Origin of the sequence: Paraburkholderia phenazinium, assembly GCF_900142845.1 — a bacterium.
Classification (GTDB): Bacteria; Pseudomonadota; Gammaproteobacteria; order Burkholderiales; family Burkholderiaceae; genus Paraburkholderia; species Paraburkholderia phenazinium_A.
On the sequence record NZ_FSRU01000001.1, the window covers coordinates 666,322 to 689,872 of the forward strand.

At 57.3% G+C, this 23,551-nt stretch carries 21 protein-coding genes; 17 read left to right on the forward strand and 4 right to left on the reverse strand.

Going from position 1 to position 23,551, the window contains the following annotated elements; all coding sequences use genetic code 11:
- Window positions 1-7: 7 nt before the first annotated feature.
- Window positions 8-979 carry a GlxA family transcriptional regulator gene (locus BUS12_RS02930; RefSeq protein WP_253189988.1) on the reverse strand — a complete coding sequence of 324 codons (972 nt, stop codon included), beginning with the start codon at window positions 977-979 and terminating at the stop codon, window positions 8-10.
- Between the two features lie 645 nt (window positions 980-1,624).
- Between BUS12_RS02930 and BUS12_RS38660 the strand changes: the two genes are divergently transcribed.
- On the forward strand, window positions 1,625-1,783 hold the full coding sequence (locus BUS12_RS38660; RefSeq protein ID WP_171991558.1) for a hypothetical protein: 159 nt from the start codon (window positions 1,625-1,627) through the stop codon (window positions 1,781-1,783).
- Window positions 1,784-1,926: 143 nt separating this feature from the next.
- Here BUS12_RS38660 and BUS12_RS02935 read toward each other — a convergent pair whose 3' ends face one another.
- Complete coding sequence (locus BUS12_RS02935; RefSeq protein ID WP_253189989.1) at window positions 1,927-2,322, reverse strand: hypothetical protein; 396 nt, start codon at window positions 2,320-2,322, stop codon at window positions 1,927-1,929.
- 437 nt (window positions 2,323-2,759) lie between these two features.
- On the opposite strand from BUS12_RS02935, the gene BUS12_RS02940 reads away from it, so the two are divergent.
- The 3 genes from BUS12_RS02940 to BUS12_RS02950 all read left to right on the forward strand — a co-directional run bounded on the left by BUS12_RS02940 (window position 2,760) and on the right by BUS12_RS02950 (window position 4,301).
- Window positions 2,760-3,017: a hypothetical protein gene (locus tag BUS12_RS02940; RefSeq protein WP_074294171.1), complete on the forward strand. Its 258-nt coding sequence runs from the start codon at window positions 2,760-2,762 to the stop codon at window positions 3,015-3,017.
- Between the two features lie 277 nt (window positions 3,018-3,294).
- Entirely contained in the window at window positions 3,295-3,684 is a 390-nt protein-coding gene (locus BUS12_RS02945) for a response regulator (protein ID WP_074294172.1), read from the forward strand.
- 314 nt (window positions 3,685-3,998) lie between these two features.
- Window positions 3,999-4,301 (forward strand): hypothetical protein, encoded by a 303-nt coding sequence (locus tag BUS12_RS02950; protein WP_074297018.1) that lies wholly within the window; start codon window positions 3,999-4,001, stop codon window positions 4,299-4,301.
- Window positions 4,302-4,345: 44 nt separating this feature from the next.
- On the opposite strand, the gene BUS12_RS02955 is transcribed toward BUS12_RS02950, so the two are convergent.
- Together BUS12_RS02955 and rfbC are read right to left on the reverse strand one after the other, a co-directional pair.
- Window positions 4,346-5,350 (reverse strand): helix-turn-helix domain-containing protein, encoded by a 1,005-nt coding sequence (locus BUS12_RS02955; RefSeq protein WP_074294173.1) that lies wholly within the window; start codon window positions 5,348-5,350, stop codon window positions 4,346-4,348.
- A 236-nt stretch (window positions 5,351-5,586) separates the two neighbouring features.
- The gene (gene rfbC, locus BUS12_RS02960) at window positions 5,587-6,135 is read right to left on the reverse strand and encodes a dTDP-4-dehydrorhamnose 3,5-epimerase (protein WP_074294174.1); all 549 of its coding nucleotides are present in this window, start codon (window positions 6,133-6,135) and stop codon (window positions 5,587-5,589) included.
- A 703-nt stretch (window positions 6,136-6,838) separates the two neighbouring features.
- Here rfbC and BUS12_RS02965 point away from each other — a divergent pair.
- The 13 genes from BUS12_RS02965 (at window position 6,839) to BUS12_RS03025 (ending at window position 23,545) form a co-directional block, all read left to right on the forward strand.
- Window positions 6,839-7,729: a helix-turn-helix domain-containing protein gene (locus BUS12_RS02965; RefSeq protein WP_253189990.1), complete on the forward strand. Its 891-nt coding sequence runs from the start codon at window positions 6,839-6,841 to the stop codon at window positions 7,727-7,729.
- A 141-nt stretch (window positions 7,730-7,870) separates the two neighbouring features.
- A complete protein-coding gene (locus BUS12_RS02970) occupies window positions 7,871-9,322 on the forward strand; it encodes a mannose-1-phosphate guanylyltransferase/mannose-6-phosphate isomerase (RefSeq protein ID WP_074294176.1) in 1,452 nt (483 codons plus the stop codon).
- A gap of 42 nt (window positions 9,323-9,364) precedes the next feature.
- Complete coding sequence (locus BUS12_RS02975) at window positions 9,365-10,744, forward strand: undecaprenyl-phosphate glucose phosphotransferase (RefSeq protein WP_074294177.1); 1,380 nt, start codon at window positions 9,365-9,367, stop codon at window positions 10,742-10,744.
- Window positions 10,745-10,829: 85 nt separating this feature from the next.
- A complete protein-coding gene (locus tag BUS12_RS02980) occupies window positions 10,830-12,029 on the forward strand; it encodes a polysaccharide biosynthesis/export family protein (protein ID WP_074294178.1) in 1,200 nt (399 codons plus the stop codon).
- A 124-nt stretch (window positions 12,030-12,153) separates the two neighbouring features.
- Window positions 12,154-13,272, forward strand: a complete 1,119-nt coding sequence (gmd, locus tag BUS12_RS02985; RefSeq protein ID WP_074294179.1) for a GDP-mannose 4,6-dehydratase — start codon at window positions 12,154-12,156, stop codon at window positions 13,270-13,272.
- A 4-nt stretch (window positions 13,273-13,276) separates the two neighbouring features.
- Complete coding sequence (locus BUS12_RS02990; protein ID WP_074294180.1) at window positions 13,277-14,248, forward strand: GDP-L-fucose synthase family protein; 972 nt, start codon at window positions 13,277-13,279, stop codon at window positions 14,246-14,248.
- Between the two features lie 154 nt (window positions 14,249-14,402).
- The gene (locus tag BUS12_RS02995) at window positions 14,403-14,885 is read left to right on the forward strand and encodes a low molecular weight protein-tyrosine-phosphatase (RefSeq protein WP_367117593.1); all 483 of its coding nucleotides are present in this window, start codon (window positions 14,403-14,405) and stop codon (window positions 14,883-14,885) included.
- Window positions 14,886-14,969: 84 nt separating this feature from the next.
- On the forward strand, window positions 14,970-17,204 hold the full coding sequence (locus BUS12_RS03000; RefSeq protein WP_074294181.1) for a polysaccharide biosynthesis tyrosine autokinase: 2,235 nt from the start codon (window positions 14,970-14,972) through the stop codon (window positions 17,202-17,204).
- Window positions 17,205-17,258: 54 nt separating this feature from the next.
- Window positions 17,259-18,569: a lipopolysaccharide biosynthesis protein gene (locus BUS12_RS38665; RefSeq protein WP_171991584.1), complete on the forward strand. Its 1,311-nt coding sequence runs from the start codon at window positions 17,259-17,261 to the stop codon at window positions 18,567-18,569.
- On the forward strand, window positions 18,544-19,692 hold the full coding sequence (locus tag BUS12_RS03010; RefSeq protein ID WP_171991585.1) for a glycosyltransferase: 1,149 nt from the start codon (window positions 18,544-18,546) through the stop codon (window positions 19,690-19,692). Before BUS12_RS38665 ends, BUS12_RS03010 begins: the two co-directional genes overlap by 26 nt.
- Entirely contained in the window at window positions 19,683-20,918 is a 1,236-nt protein-coding gene (locus tag BUS12_RS03015) for a polysaccharide pyruvyl transferase family protein (RefSeq protein ID WP_074294184.1), read from the forward strand. Before BUS12_RS03010 ends, BUS12_RS03015 begins: the two co-directional genes overlap by 10 nt.
- Window positions 20,915-22,126, forward strand: a complete 1,212-nt coding sequence (locus BUS12_RS03020; RefSeq protein ID WP_143788242.1) for a glycosyltransferase — start codon at window positions 20,915-20,917, stop codon at window positions 22,124-22,126. The genes BUS12_RS03015 and BUS12_RS03020 overlap by 4 nt, the downstream gene beginning before the upstream one ends.
- 24 nt (window positions 22,127-22,150) lie before the next feature.
- Window positions 22,151-23,545, forward strand: a complete 1,395-nt coding sequence (locus tag BUS12_RS03025; RefSeq protein WP_143788243.1) for an O-antigen polymerase — start codon at window positions 22,151-22,153, stop codon at window positions 23,543-23,545.
- Window positions 23,546-23,551: the final 6 nt, after the last annotated feature.

Below are 23,551 nucleotides of genomic sequence, written 5' to 3' on the forward strand. Positions count from 1 at the left end.
GATTCGATCAGGAATGACGCAAGACCCGCGCGCATGCGCGATACTCGGTCGGCGTTGTTGCGAGATGTTTGCGGAAGAGCTTCGCGAGCTGTCCGCCGCTGCCGATGCCGCAGCGACGCGCAATCTTGTCGACAGGTAAGTCGCTATCGAGAAGTAGGCGGCAACTCATGTTGAGGCGCACATGCAGAAGATAGTCGGATGGCGTTAGCCCCATTTCCTCCTTGAAGCGCCGCAGGAAATTGCGCTCGCTCATGGCGGCAACCTGTGCTGCGTCATCAATCGCAATGGAGCGGTTACCGTTTGCCTCCAGCCATCGCGCCGCTGCCTGAATCTTTTCGCTGACCCTGACCGACGAACTGTCCCCCACACTCGCGGTGAACGGTGTCTCCATGGGCGGCGCGACACAGTCGACGATCTGGCGTGCAATCTCGGCGCCCAGATCTTCCTCGACCACGCCGAGCGCGATATGCAGAGGACGTGTGGGTGTCGCAAAGCGGTCGTCCCCCTGGTTGTTCCACTTGACGGGTTGGGCGTGCTCGAAAGAGCGGCCGCGGGTGAAGGGTTGCGCACATCCGGCCGCTTCGAGCAGCAAGCGGCCCTCGGCGATGGGAAATACCCGCTCGCCGCACGAATACGTCTGGTGTAACCACGTGATCAGGCGTTCGTCGCGCATTGCATTGCGCGCACCCACTCCGCCGGCAATGAAGAGTGCACGGAGGTTGTCTGCGCGATGACGCACATCCATACTTTCGGTCCAGACAAAGACGGACGAGGACGTGGCGATCCGCCCACCAGCGGCGGACAGCAGGCAGACTTCATAGCGAGGCGCGCCGTTGCGGCCGGCATGGGATAACGTATTCGCCGACTGGAAGACTTCGATGATCGACGCGGTTTCAGGCAGCGCGAAGCCATTGAACAAGACGATGCCAATGTGCTTGATAGTGCGGGTGTCCGGCAACACGGGTGGCTTTGGCATCATGCTGCTTCGAACGGCGGAAAAACATTCCATCTGATCTTCCCTAAAGATTGCGTGACCTCTGGCTGACCTGGAGCCAGATTGCTTCACCTGGCAATGTTCGGTTCATCCCGATCACGCGAAGTCGGCAAGGCGAGAAGATATCGACCACTTCGGACAACTGCTGTCCCATTCGATTTCTGGGTTTGGCCGTCGTGTTGAGACACGGTTTGTCTCAATCAGGAGGTAGTGGGATTGCTCCGAGTGGGCAATTTCAGCGTGGAGAGAACAAAAAAAAGCCTGCCGGACAGAAGTGCGGCAGGCAAAGCATCCAGGAGGTAGGTTCGCCGGGGCGGTGTTCCTGAGAGAACCCCCTGGATGAGTCAATGGACCACATCGACATGATTCGAGTATAGGTTGGCAAGCGGGCGAGATCGACGCACCGGCGTCTACGGACCACGTGTTGGCCGGGCAAGACGAGCCATCTTTCTATATATCCAATCCAGATTCCCGTAAAACGATATGCAATCCTATGAATACGATTTAATTCCACCAGGAGATACTGGGTGGCTACTCAAGCCAGGACGTTGACGGTTTGCGCCGATGTGAGAGGCGATGAACCATGATACGTTTTGATACCGCTTCGCATACCTATTTAAAGAGAGCCGTATGCTGATTGCCGCTTCCGTCATTTGTGCCGTAGGTATTGCGGCGATCTTTGCTTTCGCGCGGCGGGTCGACCCGCATACCGGCAGTCTGAAGCTGAAAAAAGGCCTGCTCGCCCCTGGGAGGCGGCAGGCGAAGGCTCAGCGGGCGCTACGGGGGTAGCCCCTGAGATGACCAGACACGATCATAGATCGACAGGGACCGACCGCGGTGAGCGTGGCGGACGAGACCACGCATTTGGCAGCATGCGACGCTTAAGAGTATCTGTATCGCAATGTATCGCAGAACGAAAGAGGGCGGAACGCCTACAGATCGTCGGGTGCCCTTCCATCACCGACGGAGAATCGTTCGTGGATGAGCAAGGCCACGCAATTGCTATAGATTTCGGCTACGGCCTGAGACCGATAGTTGAGATTCAGATGATCCAGAAACGCGTTGCCCAATGTTTTGGCATCGAACGCTTCTGCGCTGACGTTCGCCACACGAGCTGCCAGATCTTTGGCACGGCTGGCGAGAGAAACACGTTGCACCAGGCCGATGAAGTGGCCGTTAACATGCATCCAGAGATGGGTCGATTCGACCAGATGCTCGACCGTGAGCCATCCGCCGCTCAGATGACGCTTAACCAATTGAGACACCACGAGATAGGTCAGGAATTCGGCCTGCGCGCCAATGCTGGGATAGGATGACAAAGGCATCATGAAATTGACTCGGTCGGAACGGCCCATCAATCGTTGAACAGAGCGGCTTGCGCGAAGTCGACTGCAGAACGAAGGCTGGTCGGCTCGTGGGGAAGTGGGCAAAGACTCTGGGAGAGTCTCGGCCGACACGCTGAACCTCGAAGGTCCGACGCGATCATAGTGTGAAAAAATTGCGCGGCGACGTGAGCGGCGGAAGAGGCCACGCTATTGACTGAACACGACAAAAGAGAAGGCCCGATCCCGACGTCCGCAGCCAATACCATGTTCCCGCTTGCCGATACCGGCGGCTAAGGCTGACCCCGCACAAATGGATGGAAAGAAAGGCGGCGGATAAGGCCCAAACGTTGTCCTACCCAACGTGCTGCATTGCAGCGTACGCTGCATGATCTGCTTAGCCTACGCTCGTCTTGTGAGCGAACCACACAGCACGGGATGACATGAATATCACTCTTTCCATTCTCTCCAAGCTTTGCTTTGCGTGGGTTCTTGTTTACCTCGTATTCAGCTTTCAATCGGCCTTATGGGCGGGCGCAAGACATAGTCGCGGATGGGTCTCCCTTGAGTTTCAGCCGTATCGTGCCCGTGGCAAAAGGGAAACCGCGAGGGCAAGATTGCTGCGGCGCATGGCGCTGTTGGCGGCTGTGGCATTGCCGCTGGGGATCGTCTCGACGGTGGCGGGCCTGATGACATCGTAGAGATTCCGTGACCCTTTACGAGCTAACAGCGCGTATTTATCGACGTGTCTACCTGTCGCAGGGGCGAAGAAAGGTTAGATCGCGGCTCCCCTGCAATTTTACGTGTCATTGTCAAATCTTCCCGGATTTTTCAAGTTTTGGCATTCTTGTCGCGCATTTTCGCGTAGACTCCGGTCGTCAAAGTATCCCCGCCGTTCTGTATTGCGCGGCAAGGGAAGTTCATGGAGCTGCGCGCCCGAACTGCCCTCGTCGCTGCTCAGCGGCCGCCCATGTTCATATGAAAATCGCGATACTAGAATCCGATCTCAAAGCACTTGATTGCGCACTCGAAACGTTGTCATCCGCCGGGCACATCTGTTTTGGCGTGGTGAGCGACAAAGCATTACGCGAATTGCTGGGAGAGGTGTCCATTGACCTGGTCATGCTCGATTGGGCCGCTCCGGATTTCGCTCGATACGATACGCTGTGCTATCTCTCCCGTCATAGGTCCGAAACGCCAGTCATCCTGTGCGTCACACCGCTTACGTCGGAAAAGGCGATTCTCTCCGGGATTGAGCGCGGCGCGAAGATCTGTCTCGAGAAGCCAGTGAACACCGACCAGTCCCTCGTGCATATCCACGCCTTGGAATGTCACGGCCATTCGTACCCCGCTTTCGCTACTTCCTGAACTACCCGCACGCTCTCCGGCGAACCGACTGCTGACGATCGTCTCGGCTCAGTGCAACGCACTTTCGGTAAAGCATTGCTGTATCCGTCAACATGATGGTGGATTCAGCCATTCCGTGCCCGGCGTGATCACAGCCGGATACCATCTGGTGGTCGATTGCGCAGCTAAGCGTCTGTCAAAGCATGTGTCTAATTGCTTGTGATTAAACGTTTGTTATCCTAAGTTACACAACCTGCCGCAACGACGTGTAATTCGGGGTAGCTATAGCCCGCCACTCCGATTCTGCAACTGACGACGTCATGGATGTGCAAGAGATGGATGAGTTTCTTCCGGCATATTTGATCCGCGAACAAGCAGCGGTGGGCGCACTTGTGATGTTTGGCGTACTGCGCATTATGGGCGCGGCCGTCGCCGTCTCGAAGGGCTGGCGCATCGCGGCGGTCGAAAGATGCTTCATTGCGATTGCGGTGCTGTATTGCTTTCCGCAATTGTTCGATCTACTGACGCAGTTGTATCGGGCGCGCGTCGCGGCTGCAGAGTTCGAAGGCAAAGCGATCGGGTGCGCGGTCGCACTCTTCTGTGCGCCTATTCTCAGTCATCGGCTGGGTTTCGAATAACTGTGGATCATTGGGTACATGCCCACACGGCGAGCGCCGAAACGTTATGCTGACGCAGTCGACCGGCGCTTGATCAAGCGATACTCAGTCGGCGTGGTCCCTAGATATCTGCGAAAGAGCTTCGAGAGACGCCCGCCGCTGCCAATACCGCAGCGTCGCGCTACCTTGTCGACCGGTAGATCGCTTTCAGCAAGCAGGCGGCAGCACATGTCCAGCCGGACGAACAGAAGGTAGTCAGAGGGCGTCACGCCCATTTCCGTCTTGAAGCGCCGGAGGAAGTTGCGCGAACTCATAGAGACGACTTTGGCGACGTCATCGATCTTGATTGCGCGTTCACCATTCATCTCGAGCCAACGTGCCGAGCTGCGTATTTTCTCGCTGACACCGACTGATGCGTTTCGGCAAACGATCGCCGTGAACTGCGTTTCCAGCAGCGGCTCGATACCGCTGGCGATGTTGTGTGCGATTCCGGCGCCGAGATCGCTTTCGACTACCGCCAGCGCAGCATGGAGCGGATGGATAATCTCGGGAGACGGCCGGGATTTTAGTCCGTCATGCAACACCTGAGTGCGTGGCGCGCCGCGACGCGGATCGGCTGCGGTCGGTCCCAACCCGGCTGCGTCGAGCAGGAGGCGTCCTTCGGCGATTGGAAATATCACTTCCGCGCAGGGGGAAGTGCGCCGCAGCCAGTCGACGAGGCGTCCATCGCGAAGCGCGGCATGCACACCCGTGCCGCCTGCGATGAACAGTGCGTGGAAATGGTCGCCATCATGACGCGTGCCGATCGTCTCGGTCGAGAGCAAGGCGGACGAGGAACTCGATATCCTGCCGCCAGTGGCCGACAACAGGCAGACCTCGTATCGAACCAGGGAACTCCGGGTAGTCTCGCCCACGGCATTGGCTGACTGGAAGATCTCTGCGACCGCGGCTGCGTCGGGCAATGCGAAGCCGTTAAACAGGACAATGCCAATGCGCTTCACTGGGCAGCCGTTCGGCATGACCTGAGATTGCGCGGCATGCTGCCAGTCGCGAGCCGGATAACCTGCCATCTGAGCATCCCCCGAAGATGGTGACCTCCTCCGGCGATAGCGCCGGTGCTTGTTCGGCGGCCATGCTACACACAGAATCCAGACAACATGAATGCATGGCTGAATTGGCTAATACGTTGGCGGGGATGGGCGAATTGGTTAGGAAAGCAGAGTGTCGTTCCGGTGCGCCGGTAGAGGAAATACGCTACCCTGGGCGACCTCGCCATACGGTGATGAAGAGAAACAGCTCGGCGCCGTTAGTAGACTTCGGCCGAACTGAAGCTGACGCCTTTCACATTCCCGGGGGCGGGAAGCGGAGGGCGGTCGAGATTCCACGCGATGTTGACGTCAGGATCGTCCCACTGCAACGTCCGTTCGTGTTCGGGAATCCGGCGTTCGGTGGCCTTGCACAAAATCTCTGCGACTTCCGATAGCACCACGAAACCGTGCGCAAAACCGGGCGGTATCCAAAGCTGATGGCAATTCGCTGCCGATAGCCGTGCGCTGACCCAGCGGCCAAATGTGGTCGACCAACGTCGCAGGTCGACAGCGACATCGAGCACCTCGCCCGATACGACCCGGATCAGTTTGCCCTGCGGGCGCTGGATCTGATAGTGCAGGCCGTACAGGACGTTGTTGGGCGAAACAGTGTGGTATTCCTGGGAGAAGGTGTAGCCGCGCGCCACCTTTTCGTCGAACTCGTGTTGGTCAAAGCTTTCGAAAAATGCGCCGCGAGCGTCGCTGGAGATGTGTGGCTCGATCAGCTTGACGTCGCGAATCGATGTGTGTTGAACCTTAATGGTCATGACGGCGATCAGGCTGAAAACAGAAAGGCAGCGAAAAGCACTGCGTATGACGCTTGATCTTACCAGGCTGCCTGGGTTCGTTTCCGCCAAATCAGTGGAGTAGAACGCCATGCGGCGCAAACGCTACACACCTATTGCAATGCCGCATATTTTCCGGATCCGTGATGCCGTTGGCGGACTAGCGCTAGCAGTCTTCTTCCTATACGACGCGGCTTATGCGCGGCCGATGCATTAATTACCGCATCGGAAAAATTGCCCCGCATAGAGCATAAGCACATCTTCGGGTGAGTGTTCACGCAACGTTCAGCAGCCACGCATAGTCCGCGCAGCCGCGTGTCCAGCGCCTTAGCGTGTGTCCTTAAGCAAAACCATGAGTGGCGCGAACGGCATGGCGTGAACGACCACCTGGGGTCCTGTGGGCTAATCCGCCAACATGTTGGCGCTTTCCGTCAGCCACGTTACGTCATTTGGCGGTCTATGTATGATGCGCTGCAACTCGCAAGAATTATCGTTGCGAATGAGACGTCGCTAAACCGCTTAACGCTGAGGGAGTTCTATGGTGTATGCAGGTCTCGACAATCCGGATAACGGAGCGGCGTCTGCCTCAGGGAAGAGGCGAAGACGCACGGTTCGAGACATTGGCGTTGTGTTGTTCGAAGGATTCTCGTTGCTCACGGCTGGTGTGATCCCAGAGGTATTCCAGGTGGCAAACGAGATCTGCGTTGCCCGATCGAGAGGGGATGTGCTGTATGACGTCCGTTTTTACTCGGCCGACGGGGGCAACGTGGCGTGTTCTTCATCGATCAACGTCTGGACATACGCCTGCGATGCACGAAACGCCATCGGCTTTGACGCTCTGTTTATCGTGGGCGGAGAGGGCGCGCAAAACGCGGCGCGTGACGAGCGAGTCGTGGGATGGCTCCGGGAGGTCCTGCCGTTGAGCGAGGTGGTGAAGCCGATTGGCGAGGGGCGCTTGCTGCTGGAGGCCGCAGGTGTTGTCAGTTCGGGACAGTCGCACAGCCCGAACGGCTGGCCGCCGAATCCGGCTGGGATTGCGGATGACGATGTGCACGAAGACGCCGATCGTTATGAGCCGGCCAAGACGGCGCTGATGCTGGTCAAGCGCGATCTTGGCATCGACGTTGCGCGGGAAGCCGTTGGGCGTCTCTCGCTCAATGGTTCCCCGATCGTCGCATCGGTATTGTCGGATTCGAGTACACCGACCCGGGCCGAGAAGGTGCGGGCGTCGGCGCGGTGGCTAAAAGAGAATTGTGGCCGGCCCATCTCCGTGAGCGAAGCGGTACGGGTGGCGGCGATGAGCGAGCGGAACTTCCTGCGGTGTTTCAAGCAGGAGATTGGCGTGACACCTTCGGAGTTCCTGTTGCGGACCCGTCTGGAGATGACGTCCCGGTTGCTGGCGGAGACGGATTCTCCCATCGACAGGATTGCGAAACGCTGCGGGTGGATCAACGGTGACCGGCTTGCGAAGATTTTCCGCAAACGGATGGGTCTCACGCCTTCGGAATATCGCTTGCGCACCCGTGGCTCGGTGCCCAGCGACGTCTCAGAGTTGAAAGGACCTTTGACCACGTAGTTTCTATCGATTGAGCGCACGTTGTCGGCTCGCCGGCGCATGAGAATAGGAGTACTTATCGTGTCATCGTTGAAAGATGAAGTCGGCCAAGACAACGGCGCTAGCGAGCCAGTCCACAAGGAAGAAGATCGTAGCGGCCGATTGAGGGCGTCAGCGCGTCTCGTGCCGGTCGTTCTGGCCGGTGGAGCCGGTTCGCGCTTGTGGCCGATGTCGCGCGAGCAATATCCGAAGCAACTGATTGGCGTGCTTGGCCCCGACTCGTTGCTGCAGGAAACCGTTGGGCGCATGAAGGGCTTCCCTTCCGAGGCGGGTGTGGCATGCGCGCCGATCATCGTGTGCGGGGACGAACACCGGTTCGTGACGGCGGAACAGCTTCGCGCAAGCGGCATCGATGCGCGCATCGTAGTCGAGCCGATGCGGCGCGACACCGCACCGGCGTTGACGCTCGCTGCTGCAGTGGCATGTGCGGACGGTGAGGACGCGATTGTGATTGCGATGCCGGCAGATCACGCAATTGCCGACGTCGTTGCGTTTCAGCGGGCTGTTGCGCTTGCCATGGAGTACGCGCAAGCCGGCGCGATTGTCACGCTTGGCGTGCCGCCGACGCGGGCTGATACCGGCTTTGGTTATATCAAGCTGGGTGCTGATCTCGGCGCAGGTGCTCAGCGGATTGAGCGCTTTGTGGAGAAACCCGCATTGGAGCTTGCTACGCAGTACCTCGCGTCGGGACAGTACTGGTGGAACAGCGGGATTTTTGTGGTGCGAGCAAGCGTATGGCTCGAGACCATTGCCAAGCTGCAACCGGCGATGCGTGACGCGTGCGCGTTGGCGTTCGTGCAGGGGATAAACGAAGGTCAATTTTTTCGACCGAGCGCCGACGCCTTCAAACAGTCGCCGTCCGACTCGATCGACTACGCGGTTATGGAACGACTCGGATCGGATGAGGAACTGCCGTCGGGTGTGGTCGTGCCGCTCGAAGCAGGCTGGTCGGATCTTGGTTCATGGGATGCCGTGTGGGATGCGCTGGACAAGGATGGGGATGGCAATGTCGGACGCGGCCGTGTGGTGTTCGAAGGGGCGACGTCGAGTTTCGCGCATTCGGAAGGGCGGCTGGTTGCGTGTGTGGGGGTGACTAATGTCGTGGTGGTGGAGACAGCTGACGCGGTACTGGTAGCTGATCGCTCACGCGTGCAGGACGTGAAAGGCCTGGTGTCGCGAATTCGCGCCCAGCAGGCGCCAGAAGCTGAAACGCACCGTAAGGTGCGTCGCCCTTGGGGCTCATACGACTTGATCGATCACGGCGACCGCTTTCAGGTTAAGCGGATCGTTGTGCAGCCGGGCGGTCGCCTCTCGCTGCAACTGCATCACCATCGCGCCGAACACTGGATTGTGGTGAGCGGCACGGCGCGCGTCACCTGTGGCGAAGAGCAGTTTTTGCTGTGCGAGAACCAGTCCACCTTCATTCCGCTGGGCGTGCGTCATCGCCTCGAAAACCCGGGCAAGTTGCCGCTCGAACTGATCGAAGTTCAGTCGGGATCCTATCTCGACGAAGACGACATCCTGCGCTTTGACGACACATACGGGCGTGCCTGAACGGCGTCTGACCGAGTTCGTATTCATCGAAGGAGGCTCGAAATGCCTGGCTTACAAGGTTTGATCGCTCGGCTAGTGGATGTCGCCCTCATCGTCGCCGGCGCCATGCTGGCGGCGCACGTACGGTACGAAGATTTCGGGCAGAACCGGCTGGATGCCGCTTTCATCACGTTTTCGGCGGCCTTTGCACTCGCGACGTTCCCGGTATTCGGGTTGTACGACTCGTGGCGCGGACGTTCCATGGTGAGCCTCGTGGGCAAGCTGGCGCTCGCCTGGATTGTCGTGCAGCTTTGCGGCCTTGCGCTGATGTTCTGCGTACACCGCACCGATTTCATCTCGCGCCTATGGTTCGCGTACTGGACGGGCATCACAGGTAGCGCGCTGATCGCCTTGCGGGTGACGACGTACAGCGTGCTACGCGAAGTACGCCAGGCGGGGATGAATTTACGCCACGTGGTAGTGGTGGGACACGGTAAGCATTGCGAGGACGTGTTGCGCAAGATCAACGCTTCGCCCTCCGATGGTTTCCTCATTTCGGAGGTGTTCGACTCGCGCAGGATTTGCGGAAGCGTGGAGGGAGGCGACGGTCAACAGGACGACCTGAACGCACTGCTGCAATACGTGCGCGCCAACGATGTGCAGGAGGTGTGGCTGGCTATGCCACTCACCGAGGAATCAATAATCCTGCGCGTCGTGAACGGATTCCGCAACGAACTGGTCAACGTGCGCTTCATTCCGGATGTGCAGAGCGTGGCGCTATTCGACAGCGGCATGATCGATCTGATCGGGGCGCCTGCCATTAACCTGATGGCGTCGCCGTTACCGCCGCACGCACTGGTGAAGAAAGACATCTTCGATCGTGTCTTTGCCGCTGTGGCCTTGCTTGCCCTGGCTCCGGCGATGATCGTCATAGCGGTCGCAGTGAAGCTCTCGTCGCGTGGGCCGGTGTTTTTCAAGCAGTACCGCAAGGGTGCGGATGGTCGCGTCTTCCAGATCTACAAGTTCCGCTCGATGCGCTCGCATATGGAAAAGGCGGGTGTAGTTACACAGGCGACCAAGGGCGATCCACGTGTGACCAGCGTCGGCCGGTTCCTGCGGCGCACGAGTCTCGACGAACTTCCGCAGTTCATCAATGTGCTGCGCGGTGAAATGTCGGTCGTAGGGCCGCGTCCGCATGCGATCGAGCACGACGAAATTTATCAGGAAGTGGTGAATGGATACATTCATCGCTATCGCATCAAGCCGGGCATCACCGGTTGGGCACAGGTCAACGGCTTCCGTGGCGAAACCGATCGACTTGAGAAGATGGAGAAGCGGGTTGAACACGACTTGTATTACCTGCGGAACTGGTCATTTGTGCTCGACATGCGGATTGTGCTTGCGACCGTAGCGAAAGGGCTGGTCGGCAGTAACGTGTACTGAGTGCGTCTTGAAGGCAGCAGTGCGGTCGATACAAGTAGACGTTTTCATAATGCATCGTAAAGCGATGTGAGTTTAGGGCTAACGGATGAATTACGCGGAAGTTGTTCTAGTGACGGTACCAGGAAAGTGCCGCGAGAAGATCAAGCGCGCCAATCGGGCCTATCGCCTGCGAGCATTAGCACTGCTGGCATCGTGCGCTGCGTTGTCGGCCTGTTCGGTTGCACCCGGCATGCGGATGCAAACGCCGGCGTCGATCCCGGTTAGTGCCGGAAGCGGTAAGAATCCGCCGGAGCGGGCTGACGTGCCCATCACGGAAATCACGATCGATCTGATCAAGCAGCTAAGAAATCAGGCGACGATTCCCTCCGTCTCCGCGGACGCCGGCCTCTTCGCAACACCGACACCGTACCTGATTGGTCCTGGCGACGTGTTGCAGATCACGGTCTGGGACCACCCGGAACTGGTGGAGGCCCAGGGGCCGCAGGTTTCGACGCCAAGCTCGCGGGCGTACGACCCCGCACCGGGGCATATCGTGGATCAAAACGGTGATCTTCAGTTTCCCTATGTTGGAAAGATACACGTTGCTTCCCTTCAGCCTGATGACGTGCAGAAGAAGTTGACCGCCGCGCTTGCGCAAGTGTTTCGCGATCCGCAGGTGACGGTCAGTGTGGCGTCGTTTCGCTCCAAGCAGGTGTATGTAGACGGCGAAGTGCGCGTGCCCGGTTCGGTTCCGGTAAATGACGTGCCCATGACGCTGTACGAGGCGGTCAGTCGTGCAGGCGGCTTTAGTGCGACTGCGGATCAGAGCCACATGGTGCTCGTGCGGGGTGCGAATTCGTACCGCATCGATCTCTCGGCGATGATTGCACGCGGTGAGAATCCGTCTCGCATCATGTTGCGCAATGGAGACTTGCTGCGTGTACTGCCTCGCGATCAGAACGGCGTCTATGTGATGGGTGAGGTGAATAAGCCGCTGACCGCCCTTCCCATGCGAGACGGCTCGCTCTCGCTCAGCGACGCCATTTCGCAAGCGGGCAGTATCAACTCGAATACGGCCGACGCCGCTCAGATGTATGTCATTCGTGGAGCCTTGAACGCGGAGCCGCACGTATTTCATCTTGATGCACGCTCACCGGTTTCGATGGTGCTCGCCAATCAGTTTCAGCTTCAACCGAACGATGTCGTCTACGTCGACGGCAACGGCCTGGTGCGGCTGAATCGCGTGTTGAGTCTGTTGTTGCCCGCAGTCAATGCTGGCCTGACAGCCGCCGTGCTGACCAAGTAATTCGATGCGGGCATTGCTTCGATGCTGCGATCGCTTCAGGCGCGCGATTTGGCAAGCCGCTTGGAAATGCACCGGGATAGTTGAGAACGATCTCGATAGCGAATATTGGATATGGAGCTGAATCATGACACGTAAAGTTGCGTTGATTACCGGTGTGACGGGGCAGGATGGATCGTACCTGGCGGAATTGCTGTTGGACAAGGGATACGAAGTGCACGGCATCAAGCGTCGTGCCTCGTTGTTCAATACCGATCGAATCGATCACCTTTACCAGGACCCGCATGTATCGGACCGCCGGTTCGTCTTGCATCACGGCGATCTTACGGATTCGACGAGTATCGTGCGCGTTATTCAGCGAGTGCAGCCGGACGAGATCTATAACCTCGCGGCACAGAGTCACGTCGCGGTTTCGTTCGAGGAACCCGAGTACACGGCGAACGCAGACGGGATTGGCGCGTTACGTATCCTCGAGGCAATTCGCATCCTGTCGCTTGAGAAGAAGACCCGGTTCTATCAGGCATCGACATCCGAGCTGTATGGTCTCGTCCAGGAAATCCCGCAACGGGAGACCACCCCATTTTATCCGCGTAGCCCGTACGCGGTGGCGAAGCTCTACGCGTACTGGATTACCGTCAACTATCGGGAAGCCTATGGCATGTACGCCTGCAACGGGATACTTTTCAATCACGAGTCACCGGTACGTGGGGAGACGTTTGTCACACGAAAAATCACACGTGCGCTCTCGCGAATTGCCGTTGGCTTGCAAGACTGTCTGTACCTCGGAAATCTCTCGGCCCTTCGAGACTGGGGCCACGCGCGCGATTACGTCGAGATGCAATGGCTGATGCTCCAGCAAGAGCAGGCGGAAGACTTCGTCATTGCGACGGGGGTTCAACACAGCGTCCGGACGTTCGTCGAGCGCGCCGCGATGGAGCTCGGCATCGTCCTGCGTTTCGAACGTTCAGGCGTCGACGAGATCGCGGTCGTGGAGGCGGTTCAGAAACCCGAGGTCAAGGTCAAGCCGGGTGACGTGATTGTGCGTGTCGACCCACGCTATTTTCGTCCGACTGAGGTCGAAACCTTGCTGGGCGACGCCACGAATGCGAAGACGAAGCTGGGATGGACCCCGAAAATCTCGTTCGAGAGCCTGGTTAAGGAAATGGTGCAGGGAGACTACCAGGCGGCAAAACGCGATGCCCTGGTCAAGCTCGCAGGCTTCGCGACCTTTGCGTACAACGAGTAACAAAATGAGCAAAGAAATCAGGACCTTTGTGGCCGGCCATAACGGTATGGTAGGGCGCGCCGTTGTTCGACACCTGGCAGCGCTGGAGTTCTGTACCGTTGTCACTCGCAAACGGGACGAACTCGATTTGACCGATAAGCATGCCGTCGAATCTTTCTTCCAAAGCGAGGATATCGATCATGTGTATCTCGCCGCAGCGAAGGTTGGGGGCATCAAGGCCAATTCGGTCTATCCCGCCGAGTTCATTTACGACAACCTGATGATCGAAGCGAATGTGATCGACCAGGCATATCGTGCGGGTGTGGAAAGGCTCATGTTCTTCGGTTCGTCATGTATCTACCCGAAATTTGCCGACCAGCCGATTTCGGAGCGTGCGCTTCTGTCGGGCTATCTGGAGCCGACCAACGAGCCCTACGCGATCGCAAAGATTGCGGGGCTGAAACTCTGCGAGAGCTATAACCGGCAGTACGGAACGGATTTCCGTAGCGTAATGCCGACCAATCTCTACGGCCCCGACGACAACTACCATCCGGAGAATAGTCACGTTGTGCCGGCCTTGATACGCAGAATGCACGAGGCCAAAGTGCGGGGCCAGGCGTCGGTGATGGTTTGGGGAAGTGGAACGCCTCGCAGAGAACTGCTGTATGTGGACGATCTGGCATTCGCGGCCGTCAAGATCATGCAGATTGCGTCCGAGGAATGGAAACAGGAGTGCGAAGCGTCGACATCGCACATAAACATTGGGACGGGCATCGATTTGTCGATCGCAGATCTGGCCCGGAGCATTGCCAGGGTAGTGGGATACGAGGGTGAAATCCGCTTTGACCCGTCGAAGCCGGACGGTACGCCCCGCAAGCTGCTGGATGTGCGGCGCTTGCATGCGCACGGAATCAGGGCGACGACAGAGCTTGAGGATGGCCTGGCTGTCGCATACGCGGATTTCTGTGAGCGACACGGAGAGCAGGTATCTGCGTAAAGCGCACGAAGCGGAATCGTGACGGCCGATGCGAAGGATCTCGCATCGCTTCAGGACTCGCCCGCTACTTCGACAAACAAAACATGCATTCCGTTCGGACGTTGATGATGGTGGGTGGGTTAAGCGTTGAACGAGAGGTTACCGGGAAGACTCGATGATTCGTTCCATTTTGACTATTTGCATCGGAAACATATGCCGTAGCCCGATGGCCGAAGCGTTGCTAGCGAGCGAATTGCCGAATTGCGTTGTGCAGTCAGCGGGTGTAGGTGCTTTGGTGGGGCAGCAGGCCGATCCTCTCGCGCGCGAGTTGATGCAGATGAAAGGGCTGGATATCGAACATCATCGGGCGAGGCAATTGTTGAGGTCGCATTGCATGAGCGCGGATCTTCTGCTTGTGATGGACCTTGAGCAAAAGCGTTACGTGGAAAGATTCAGTCCGTGGTCGAGAGGGCGAATATTTCGTTTGGGTGAGTTTGATAATTTTGACGTCCGCGACCCCTTTGGAAGGGGGCGTGCGGAATTCGTCATCGCGCTGGATTCAATCGAACAGGGCGTGCGAGCTTGGGCGGCCAAGATTGCAACTTCCAATGGATGGAATAAAGAGTCGGAAACGAGAAAGCCTCTTTGTCACGAGTAGCCGCACGCCGGACGTGGTTGCAACCAGCCATTGAGGCCGTTCGATCGGCACACATTCAGTAACTAACATATTTAAGCCAAGCACATGCAAGAAGCAGATGAATTCCTGACCAGCCAGCGCACTTCACCACCCGACGAAGGTACGAGCCTCGGGGAGCATTTGGCTTCGCTACTGGAGTATCGAAATGTGATTCTCGGATTTGCGCTTGGTATGGCGGTGCTAGGCCTGGTGTACGCGCTGATCGCCAAACCGGCATACGAATCGAATATTCTGGTTCAGGTTGAAGAGAACGGCAATTCGATCGGTTCCGCTTTGGGCGATCTGGCCAGCATGTTCGAGTTGAAGACGGCCTCGACCACCGAAATCGAGATTCTGCGATCGCGCATGATTCTCGGCCCTACCGTCGACGCGGTGCATCTGGATATCGACGCCAGACCGAAATACCTGCCGCTGCTCGGCCGGTTTTTAGCATCGCATCTTCCTGTGCCCGTCTCCGCCGCTGCGCGTTTCAACTTGCCGTCGTACGCTTGGGGCCCGGAAGCGATCGAGGTGACGAAGATGGAGGTGCCGTCGGCATATAACGGCGCAATCTGGACGCTCGTTACCCAACTGGGCGGCAAGTACAACCTTCTCTCACCAGACGGCGACCTGGTCGTGGAAAATGCTGAGGTCGGCCGGGAAATCCAGGCTACCACGTCGGCCGGCCCCATCGCCATCACGGTGAGCCGCCTGGTTGGCCGGCCGGGCAGCAAATTCCAGCTGGTTCGTTCCAAGCGGCTGGACGTCATCAACCGCCTTCAGAATTCGTTGAACATCTCGGAGCAAGGCAAGGACTCCGGAATCATCAGTACCGTCTGGCGTAGCGACGACCCACGCAAGACGCAAGCTGTCCTGAATGAAATTGGGCGATTGTACGTCAAACAAAATATCGACAGAAAATCCGCCGAAGCCGACAACATGATTCAGTTCCTCGATCATCAGCTTCCGGGGCTCAAGGAAAATCTGAAAGAGGCGGAAACCAAGTACAACAACTACCGAACAAAAAATGCCATCGTCGACCTTCCCCTGGAAGCCCAGACGTTGTTGAACGAAGTCGTGCAGGCGGAAGTTCAGAAGAGCCAGCTTGTGCTTCAGCGCGATCAACTGCTTCAGCGATTTACTCCGCAGCATCCAAACGTCGATGCGGTTAATCGGCAACTGGACACCGTCAATGCGCAACTCGACAGCTTCAATCAGAGACTGAAGGCGATCCCGTCGAACGAACAGGATGTCGTGGGCTTGGCGCGGGACGCGATGGTCTCGCAGGAAATCTATACGACGTTATTGAACAACGTCGAACAGCTTCGTGTCCTGAAAGCCGGCAAGACAGGTAACGTCCGTCTGTTGGATGACGCCGAAAACAATACGGTGCCGGTATGGCCGCGGCCCGGCTTGATCATGCTGGTGGCGACGACGCTCGGCTTGTTCCTGGGAGCCGGCGCAGCGTTTGGACTCAAGGCGCTTCGCAGCGGCATCGAAGATCCGAACGAGGTGGAAGAAAGGTTCGGCCTTCCGGTCTATGCGACGGTTCCGCATAGCGATCAGCAGTCGTCGCTCGGACGTATCGAGCGGTCAGCTGCGACTGATGCTCCCCTGTTGGCGAATTCCTCGCCTAACGATCTTGCGGTCGAAGCGATTCGCGGCTTACGCACCGCGTTGCAATTCGCAGAGTTCGATGCCAGGAACAATGTCGTGATGCTGACCGGCCCGGCACCGGGCGTCGGCAAGTCCTTCATTTCGATCAACCTGGCCGTCTTGATGGCGAACACCGGCAAGCGGATTCTCCTGATCGACGGTGACCTTCGTCGTGGCTATTTGCACCGTTACGTTGGGGAGACACGCGAATCCGGATTGACCGAGCTTATCCGCTCAGGCGGCGACCGTACTTCGATCATTCGGAAGGACAAACTGGTCAAAGGCCTGGACTTCATCCCTACCGGCCAACTGCCGCCGAATGCCGCAGAACTGCTGTTGCATCCGAACTTTGAAGCGGTCTTGAAGGAACTGTCGGCCGAATACGACAACGTGATTATCGACACCTCGCCAGTGTTGGCGGTAACGGATCCGGCCATTATCGGACGGCTGGCGGGGGTCACGTTACTGGTATTGCGCTTTGGCGCAAACCCGGTAAGAGAGGTCGAATTGGCGGTGAAGCAATTGCGGCAATGCGGCAGTCCGCTGAAAGGGGTGGTGTTCAACGACTTCCCGTTGAACACCGGCGGTTACGCATATGGAAAGTACAAGTATGCGTACCAGTACGAGTACGCGCCGCGTCATTGATCGCAAAGCCTGACATGAAAGGTGGGTCATGTCGGGCACACAAACGGGTTCAGCATGTCGGCACAACGTATTGTCAGGGCGTTCTTCGCGCATGGCCTCGGTCAGGCCGTGAGTGTGTTTGCGCAAGTCGTATCGGTTCCTTTGTTTCTGTCCGTATGGGGTGCGGCGAAGTATGGAGAATGGATCCTTATCTCGACGATCCCCACCTATCTGGCATTGAGCGATCTTGGTTTGTCCACCGTCGCGGCAAACGAAATGGATCAACGCGCGGCAGTGGGGGACTACGACCGCCTTCAGGTCATCTACCGGACGCTCACCGCGACGGTTGCGCTGTTTGTCTTTGCCGTATTGATTGCGTCTGGATTGGCATGGTGGACGTTCGGAGGAGGATTTCATGTCTTCCGGTTCATGTCGTCGAACGAGGTGCGGTTCGTCGCGCTGATTCTTATCGGCGACGTCTGCTTAAGCGTTATGTATGGCCCTCATACGGCTGCGTTGCGCAGCGCCAATTGCTACGCGTTGTCGGTCGGCATCCTGAATGTGACCCGATTCATGGCGCTCACGCTCGGACTGGTTGCGCTTTTGATCTTCAAGACGCCCATTGCCGTTGCCTTGGGTATGCTCGCCGCACGGCTGATCGGCTATGTGGCACAGCAGATCGTTAAGAATCGATATTGCCCATGGGCGACCTTGTTCCCGCTCACGATCGATTGGAGATGGCTCAAGAAGTCACTGATCCCGTCTTTGGCGTTCCTGGGGTTTCCGTTGAGCAACGGGCTGAATTTTCAGGGAATCTTGTGGGTCATCGGGACCGCGCTAGGGCCGGCGCAGGTCGCGGTGTTTTCAACGATGAGAACGCTGACCCGGGTTGCCGTGCAAATGATGAACCTGCTGTCCAACTCGGTGTGGTCAGAGGTATCGAAGCTATTCGCTGTCGGCCGAAAAGGCGACGTAAAGAAGATCAAGCGCAAGCTGACACTCGTGACAATCATGGTGGCGACCGCGGCGGGCATCGCGATGAGCCAGTGGGGTGGACGATTCTATGCAGCGTGGACGGGAAAGCACATAACCTTCGACGCGCCGCTCTTCGACGTGCTGCTGCTCTCGATGGTCGCGAACTCGCTATGGCAATCGAGTTCCATCTTCGTTATCGCGATCAACCGTCATATGCGGTTTGCCTTTGCCTATCTCGTTGCCGCGATTGGGGCTATCGCCATCGGGCTATTTGCCGTTCGACATGGTGGGCTCGTCTCCGTTGCGATTTGCCTACTCGGACTCGATGTATTTCTGGTCGCGTTTGGTGAATACGAAGTCTCTCAAGAATACAGCGAGAAAAGCCATGAAGGTGCTGTTCTTAACGGGTAGTGTCGGGGACTATCACTCGGCTCGCCTTAGAAACATGGGCGATCGTCTGTCGCGCGACGGTGTGGATTTTCAGGTTTTGGTGATGAGCCGCGAATCCGCAGACTATCTTCATCGTAGCGCCCATGGCGTTGGGCATGACCGGTGGGAAAGTCGATGGCGATATCTTGGAGGAAAGGGGGAAAAGCGCACAAGCGTGAAATTTTCGCTTCGACTGTTCATGGAAATCTCGCGGGAAAAGCCGGATCTGATCGTGACGATCGGATACAACTTCCACTACTCCGTTGTCGGACTGGTTTACCGATTGCTCAAACGGCACCCGAGGATTGTGTTTTGCGCTGACAGCAAGTTCGACGATGGCATGCGGCGACCCGGTCGCGAGTTCTTTAAGGCATTGCTTGCACGCATGTACGACGGTGCGATCGTGGCTGGTCGCCGCCAAAGCATCTACTTCCAGTTCCTGGGAATTCCCGTGGAAAATATTCGAGTCGGCTACGACGTCGTGGATAACAGTCTTTTTCGGCAGGCGGCCCAGGTTGCTCGTCAGCGTGAAGCCGAATACCGGGTTCAGTTGGGCTTGCCGGAGAAATATATCGTTTGCGTTTCGCGGCTTGTTGCGCGCAAGCGGGTCGACAAGGTGATCGATGCGTACGCACGCTCGCAAGCGAGGGCGAGCGGGGTTTGCCTGCTCGTCATCGGCTCAGGAGAGCTGGAGCAGGACCTGCGGGCGCACTGTGACCGCTTGGGACTATCGGATTCCGTCATGTTCAGGCAGCTTGTCCCCAATCGCGACATGCCGATCTTCCTGTCGCTGGCAATGTTCCTGGTCCTCCTTAGCGATTATGACCAGTGGGGCCTGTGTCTGAACGAGGCGTTGGCATGCGGGACACCGGTCCTTTGCACGGATCGCTGTGGGGCTGCTCATGAGTTGGTCAGGCACGGCGAGAACGGTTTCGTAACCGACGGGACGGAGTCCGACATAGACCTGGGTATCCGTGCACTACTCGATAGCAGCAATATTGTCAGGATGAAAAGCAAGTATCCATGGAATCTTCCTGACTGGGACTTGCTGCGGTTTTCCGAAAACGTGTTGAATTTCGCGAACGGGTTCTCAAAATGGAAGTGATCAAGATCGTTGTGGCGAATGTCTTCGGCGCCGTCAACAAGGGCGATGCGGCGCTGATCGAAGTATGCATTGATGAAATCTATAGTGCGTTTCCGGGCGCATCAGTCAGCGGTATCGCTTATCAACCATCGACACAGCGTCGCCACCTGCCTCAGGTGACATGGCATGAACGCCTCGGCAATTGCCTGTCGAGAAGCGTGTGGCGGCGGCGCCTTTGCAATGTGGTTCGCCAGGGCGCGACGATCTGCTATGTCCTTTTCGGAAGGCCATGGCCATTGGGTCTTCTTATTCCGCGAGAACAACGGCGCGCGATTAAAGCGCTCAAGGATGCCGACATTGTTATTAGCTGCCCAGGCGGGTATCTCGAAGATTCGAACCCGTCGTACTACGCTAACCTGATTCAAATCTGGGCCGCGGCCAGATTCGGAGCAAAGGTCGTATTGGCGCCGCAAAGCGTCGGTCCCATCAGGTCACGACGCGGACAGTGGTTTGCGAAGAAGATTCTCTCGAAGGCGAATCTGGTTTGCGTGCGAGAGAGCGAGTCATACAATTTTGCAGTCCAAACGTTATCGTTGCCGGAGAAGCGTGTTGTTCGGACCGGCGACCTGGCGTTTTGGCATGAATCGACACCGGCCGCCAGGGAACTGCTCAAGACGGAATTTGGCATTGAACCGGATGAGCCGTATATAGCCGTTTCGGTGATCGAATGGGCGTTCCCTCTCGCGGCGGATCAGACGGAGGCCAAGCAACGGTATGTGCGCAAGATTTGCCAACTGCTAAGTATCCTGCATGAGACGCTGGGGGTCCGCGTTGTCATCGTGAACCAGGTTGCCGCCGATTTACCTGTCGGGCGCGAGATCGCGTCGCGGCACCCGGATTTCGTCATTCTGGATCAGAGGGACCGCCCGGTAGCGGATGTAAGAGGAATCATCGCGGGCTCTGCGGTGTTTCTCGGGAGCCGCTTTCACTCGTGCATTTTCGGCCTGCTCGCGGGGCAGCCGCTGGTTGCGCTTTCATACTTACCCAAGACAAGCGGCATCATGACCGACCTCGGGCTCAGCGCACGTGTCCACGATATCGACACCTTCGACGTACAACGAGTCGCAGAAAGAATGATCTTCGATTACAAGGACCCGACCATCGGACGGGAGGAGGTCAATCGTGCGGTTCAGCGCTATAAGGATCAGTACCCGCGATTTTCTGACTTGCTGCGGGAGGCGGCGTGAAATTGCAGGCCGACATCCATGCAGAAAGTTGTGCGAGCCATCAGGTCGGGTTTGTGACCGCCTCGGCCTCCCGTACGGGTGGGGGGCTGTTCGACGCGATGCGTGGTCTCGCGCTTGAACTGCCTGCCGCCGGATTCATGCCTCGCGTGTTCGCCCTGAAAGACGCTCATACGGAGGACGACCTTCCGCAATGGCACGGCACGCAGGTGACGACGTGCGACCGTGTCGGTCCGGCGATGCTGGGCTACTCTCCGGCACTGCGTGCGGCGTTGTTGGCGTCCGATGCACAAGTCATTCATACGCACGGAATCTGGATGCATCCGTCTGCCGACGTCGTCGCGTGGCATCGGCGCCAAAGCAAGCCGTACATCATTTCGCCACACGGCATGCTCGATCGTTGGATTCTCAATCGTTCGAAGTTGAAGAAGTGGGGGGCGCTCGCCGCCTATGAACGTAGCCATTTGAAGCGTGCGGCCTGCTTGCACGCCCTCAATCTTGAAGAGGCTCACGCGATCCGTGCAGCCGGGCTCAAGCAACCGATCGCTGTCGTGCATAACGGTGTGACGATTCCGAGCAATGAGAGTCCCGGGTTACCGTCCTGGTGGAACGCCGGTTTCGCATCGAGAAAGCTATTGCTCTATTTTGGCCGGTTGCACCCTAAGAAGGGCGTAGAGAACCTACTCGCAGCCTGGAAAGAAAGCGTCACCGCCGACTCGGTCAACGAGCGCTGGAACCTGATCATCGGTGGATGGGGAGATCCGTCCTATATCGCTCAACTGCGAGGCATGGTGAACGAAGGTATAGACGCCGATGGCGTCCATTTCATCGGCGCTCAATTCGGCGACGACAAGGCAAAAACGTACGCGGCGTGCGATTGCGTGATCTTGCCTTCGTTCAGTGAAGGGTTGCCGATGGTGCCACTCGAGGCCTGGTCCTTCAGGAAGCCAGTCGCGCTCACCCGCGAGTGCAATCTGTCTATCGGGTTCTCGCAACACGCTGCGTTCGAAATTCTGAACTCCATTGATGGATTGCGGGAGTTTCTCGGTGACCTTTGCAACGTCAGCGATGCACAGATCGAAAAGATGGGCGGGAACGGCAGATCTCTGGTTGAACGCCATTTCACCTGGAATTCTATTGCCGAACAAATGGCAGGCGTATATGGCTGGCTGATGGGAACCCGTGAAAGACCCGTTTGCATCATCGACTAAAGACTCGCTCGGCGAAGAACTGATATGGAAATCGTAGGTTATATTGCGGTAATTAATCTTCTTTGTTGGGCGATGTGCTTCGCATTTGTCGTGTCAATGCGAATGCCTGTTTACCATCCGATATTTTTGTATTTGATATATCATTTTCTCGGATACGTGATTCGTCCGTTCAATGTATTTCTGATTGGGAAATCATTTCTGTGGAACACTATTGGTTTGATTCCATCGGACGGAACGCTGTGGCTGACGTGTCTCAACATAAATTGCGCGTTGTTTGCTGTGGTCGTCCTGCCGGCGCTCGTTGAACCGCGCAATCTTAGAGAACTCAAGATACCGCCGACTCGATTCGTGATTTCGGACAAGGTTCGATTTTTCTCCGTTTTGATCGTCCTCGTGGCGCTGGGACTGTATTCGACCCACGTTGCATATGGCTCCGCCGGCGTCGATTCGGTTCAATCCTTCGACGTGCAGGTTGACGCGAATGGCGGTCAGCGGTTGGTCGGGGTTTCGGGTTACATGATGGCTTTCGCGGAATTCATCCCGGCGGCGCTGTTGATCCTGATTCTCGCCTACGGAATGACGCCGACGATGGTGGCGGCGACGGGTTCGTTTGTCTTGTTGCGCATTCTTGTCGGAGCACAGCGGTTGTCGTTCGTGATTGTTGTGGTAAGTGCGTTGACGATCGGATTAATGAGGCGTGGTCGGAGAAGCTTTGCCGTTAAAACGATTCTGATAGGGTTCATTTTGGTACTCCTGTTCGATGTCGTGGGTTCGGACCGACTCGCGGCACGAAAAATCCTGACCGGCGATACGAGTGTCGCGGAGATCGTCAATCATTACGAACAGGCGAGATCGGCCGGGGCTGGAACGAGCGATTTTCAGGAGTTCGATGTGTCGTCGGCGATCTATGAGCTGGTGCCCGACAGAACCGGTTTCAACTGGGGAACGCAATACCTTCGCTTGCTGACCTGGCCTATTCCACGTGGAATCTGGCCCAGCAAGCCAACCACAACACAGCGCATAAATCTGTTGAAATATGGAAATTTCTTTGCGTTGACATGGTCGCTGCATGCCGACCTGTATTCGATATTCGGATTTCCTTCATTGGTGGGTGGGATGTTTATCGTCGGATTGTTTTTGTATCGATTTCATAATCGTGTCATCTACACGGCCAATCCGAAGCTGTTCGCATCGTACTGGATTTTCAATGGGTATATTTCAACCTTGTTTCGCGACGGCGGCGTCCCGATGGCCTACTTTTTCGGGTTCTCGTTCGTCGCCATCTATATTCTGGTGAAGGCGGGCAAGATAAGGATGGCGCGAATTGCGCTGCCTGCTCCAAATCGCGACAAGGTACGTCAAGGTGGTGCCGGTTCGACTGCCCGGTTGTCGATTCAAACGCTGTCTGATCGACCGTGACGGGCG

What these genes read in the sequence shown, in the direction of transcription:
- BUS12_RS02930 (WP_253189988.1), bottom strand. Translation starts at nt 979, where the DNA reads ATGATGCCAAAGCCACCCGTGTTGCCGGACACCCGCACTATCAAGCAC.
- BUS12_RS38660 (WP_171991558.1), top strand. Translation starts at nt 1,625, where the DNA reads ATGCTGATTGCCGCTTCCGTCATTTGTGCCGTAGGTATTGCGGCGATC.
- BUS12_RS02935 (WP_253189989.1), bottom strand. Translation starts at nt 2,322, where the DNA reads ATGATGCCTTTGTCATCCTATCCCAGCATTGGCGCGCAGGCCGAATTC.
- BUS12_RS02940 (WP_074294171.1), top strand. Translation starts at nt 2,760, where the DNA reads ATGAATATCACTCTTTCCATTCTCTCCAAGCTTTGCTTTGCGTGGGTT.
- BUS12_RS02945 (WP_074294172.1), top strand. Translation starts at nt 3,295, where the DNA reads ATGAAAATCGCGATACTAGAATCCGATCTCAAAGCACTTGATTGCGCA.
- BUS12_RS02950 (WP_074297018.1), top strand. Translation starts at nt 3,999, where the DNA reads ATGGATGAGTTTCTTCCGGCATATTTGATCCGCGAACAAGCAGCGGTG.
- BUS12_RS02955 (WP_074294173.1), bottom strand. Translation starts at nt 5,350, where the DNA reads ATGGCAGGTTATCCGGCTCGCGACTGGCAGCATGCCGCGCAATCTCAG.
- rfbC (WP_074294174.1), bottom strand. Translation starts at nt 6,135, where the DNA reads ATGACCATTAAGGTTCAACACACATCGATTCGCGACGTCAAGCTGATC.
- BUS12_RS02975 (WP_074294177.1), top strand. Translation starts at nt 9,365, where the DNA reads ATGCCTGGCTTACAAGGTTTGATCGCTCGGCTAGTGGATGTCGCCCTC.
- BUS12_RS02980 (WP_074294178.1), top strand. Translation starts at nt 10,830, where the DNA reads ATGAATTACGCGGAAGTTGTTCTAGTGACGGTACCAGGAAAGTGCCGC.
- gmd (WP_074294179.1), top strand. Translation starts at nt 12,154, where the DNA reads ATGACACGTAAAGTTGCGTTGATTACCGGTGTGACGGGGCAGGATGGA.
- BUS12_RS02990 (WP_074294180.1), top strand. Translation starts at nt 13,277, where the DNA reads ATGAGCAAAGAAATCAGGACCTTTGTGGCCGGCCATAACGGTATGGTA.
- BUS12_RS02995 (WP_367117593.1), top strand. Translation starts at nt 14,403, where the DNA reads ATGATTCGTTCCATTTTGACTATTTGCATCGGAAACATATGCCGTAGC.
- BUS12_RS03000 (WP_074294181.1), top strand. Translation starts at nt 14,970, where the DNA reads ATGCAAGAAGCAGATGAATTCCTGACCAGCCAGCGCACTTCACCACCC.
- BUS12_RS38665 (WP_171991584.1), top strand. Translation starts at nt 17,259, where the DNA reads ATGTCGGCACAACGTATTGTCAGGGCGTTCTTCGCGCATGGCCTCGGT.
- BUS12_RS03010 (WP_171991585.1), top strand. Translation starts at nt 18,544, where the DNA reads ATGAAGGTGCTGTTCTTAACGGGTAGTGTCGGGGACTATCACTCGGCT.
- BUS12_RS03015 (WP_074294184.1), top strand. Translation starts at nt 19,683, where the DNA reads ATGGAAGTGATCAAGATCGTTGTGGCGAATGTCTTCGGCGCCGTCAAC.
- BUS12_RS03025 (WP_143788243.1), top strand. Translation starts at nt 22,151, where the DNA reads ATGGAAATCGTAGGTTATATTGCGGTAATTAATCTTCTTTGTTGGGCG.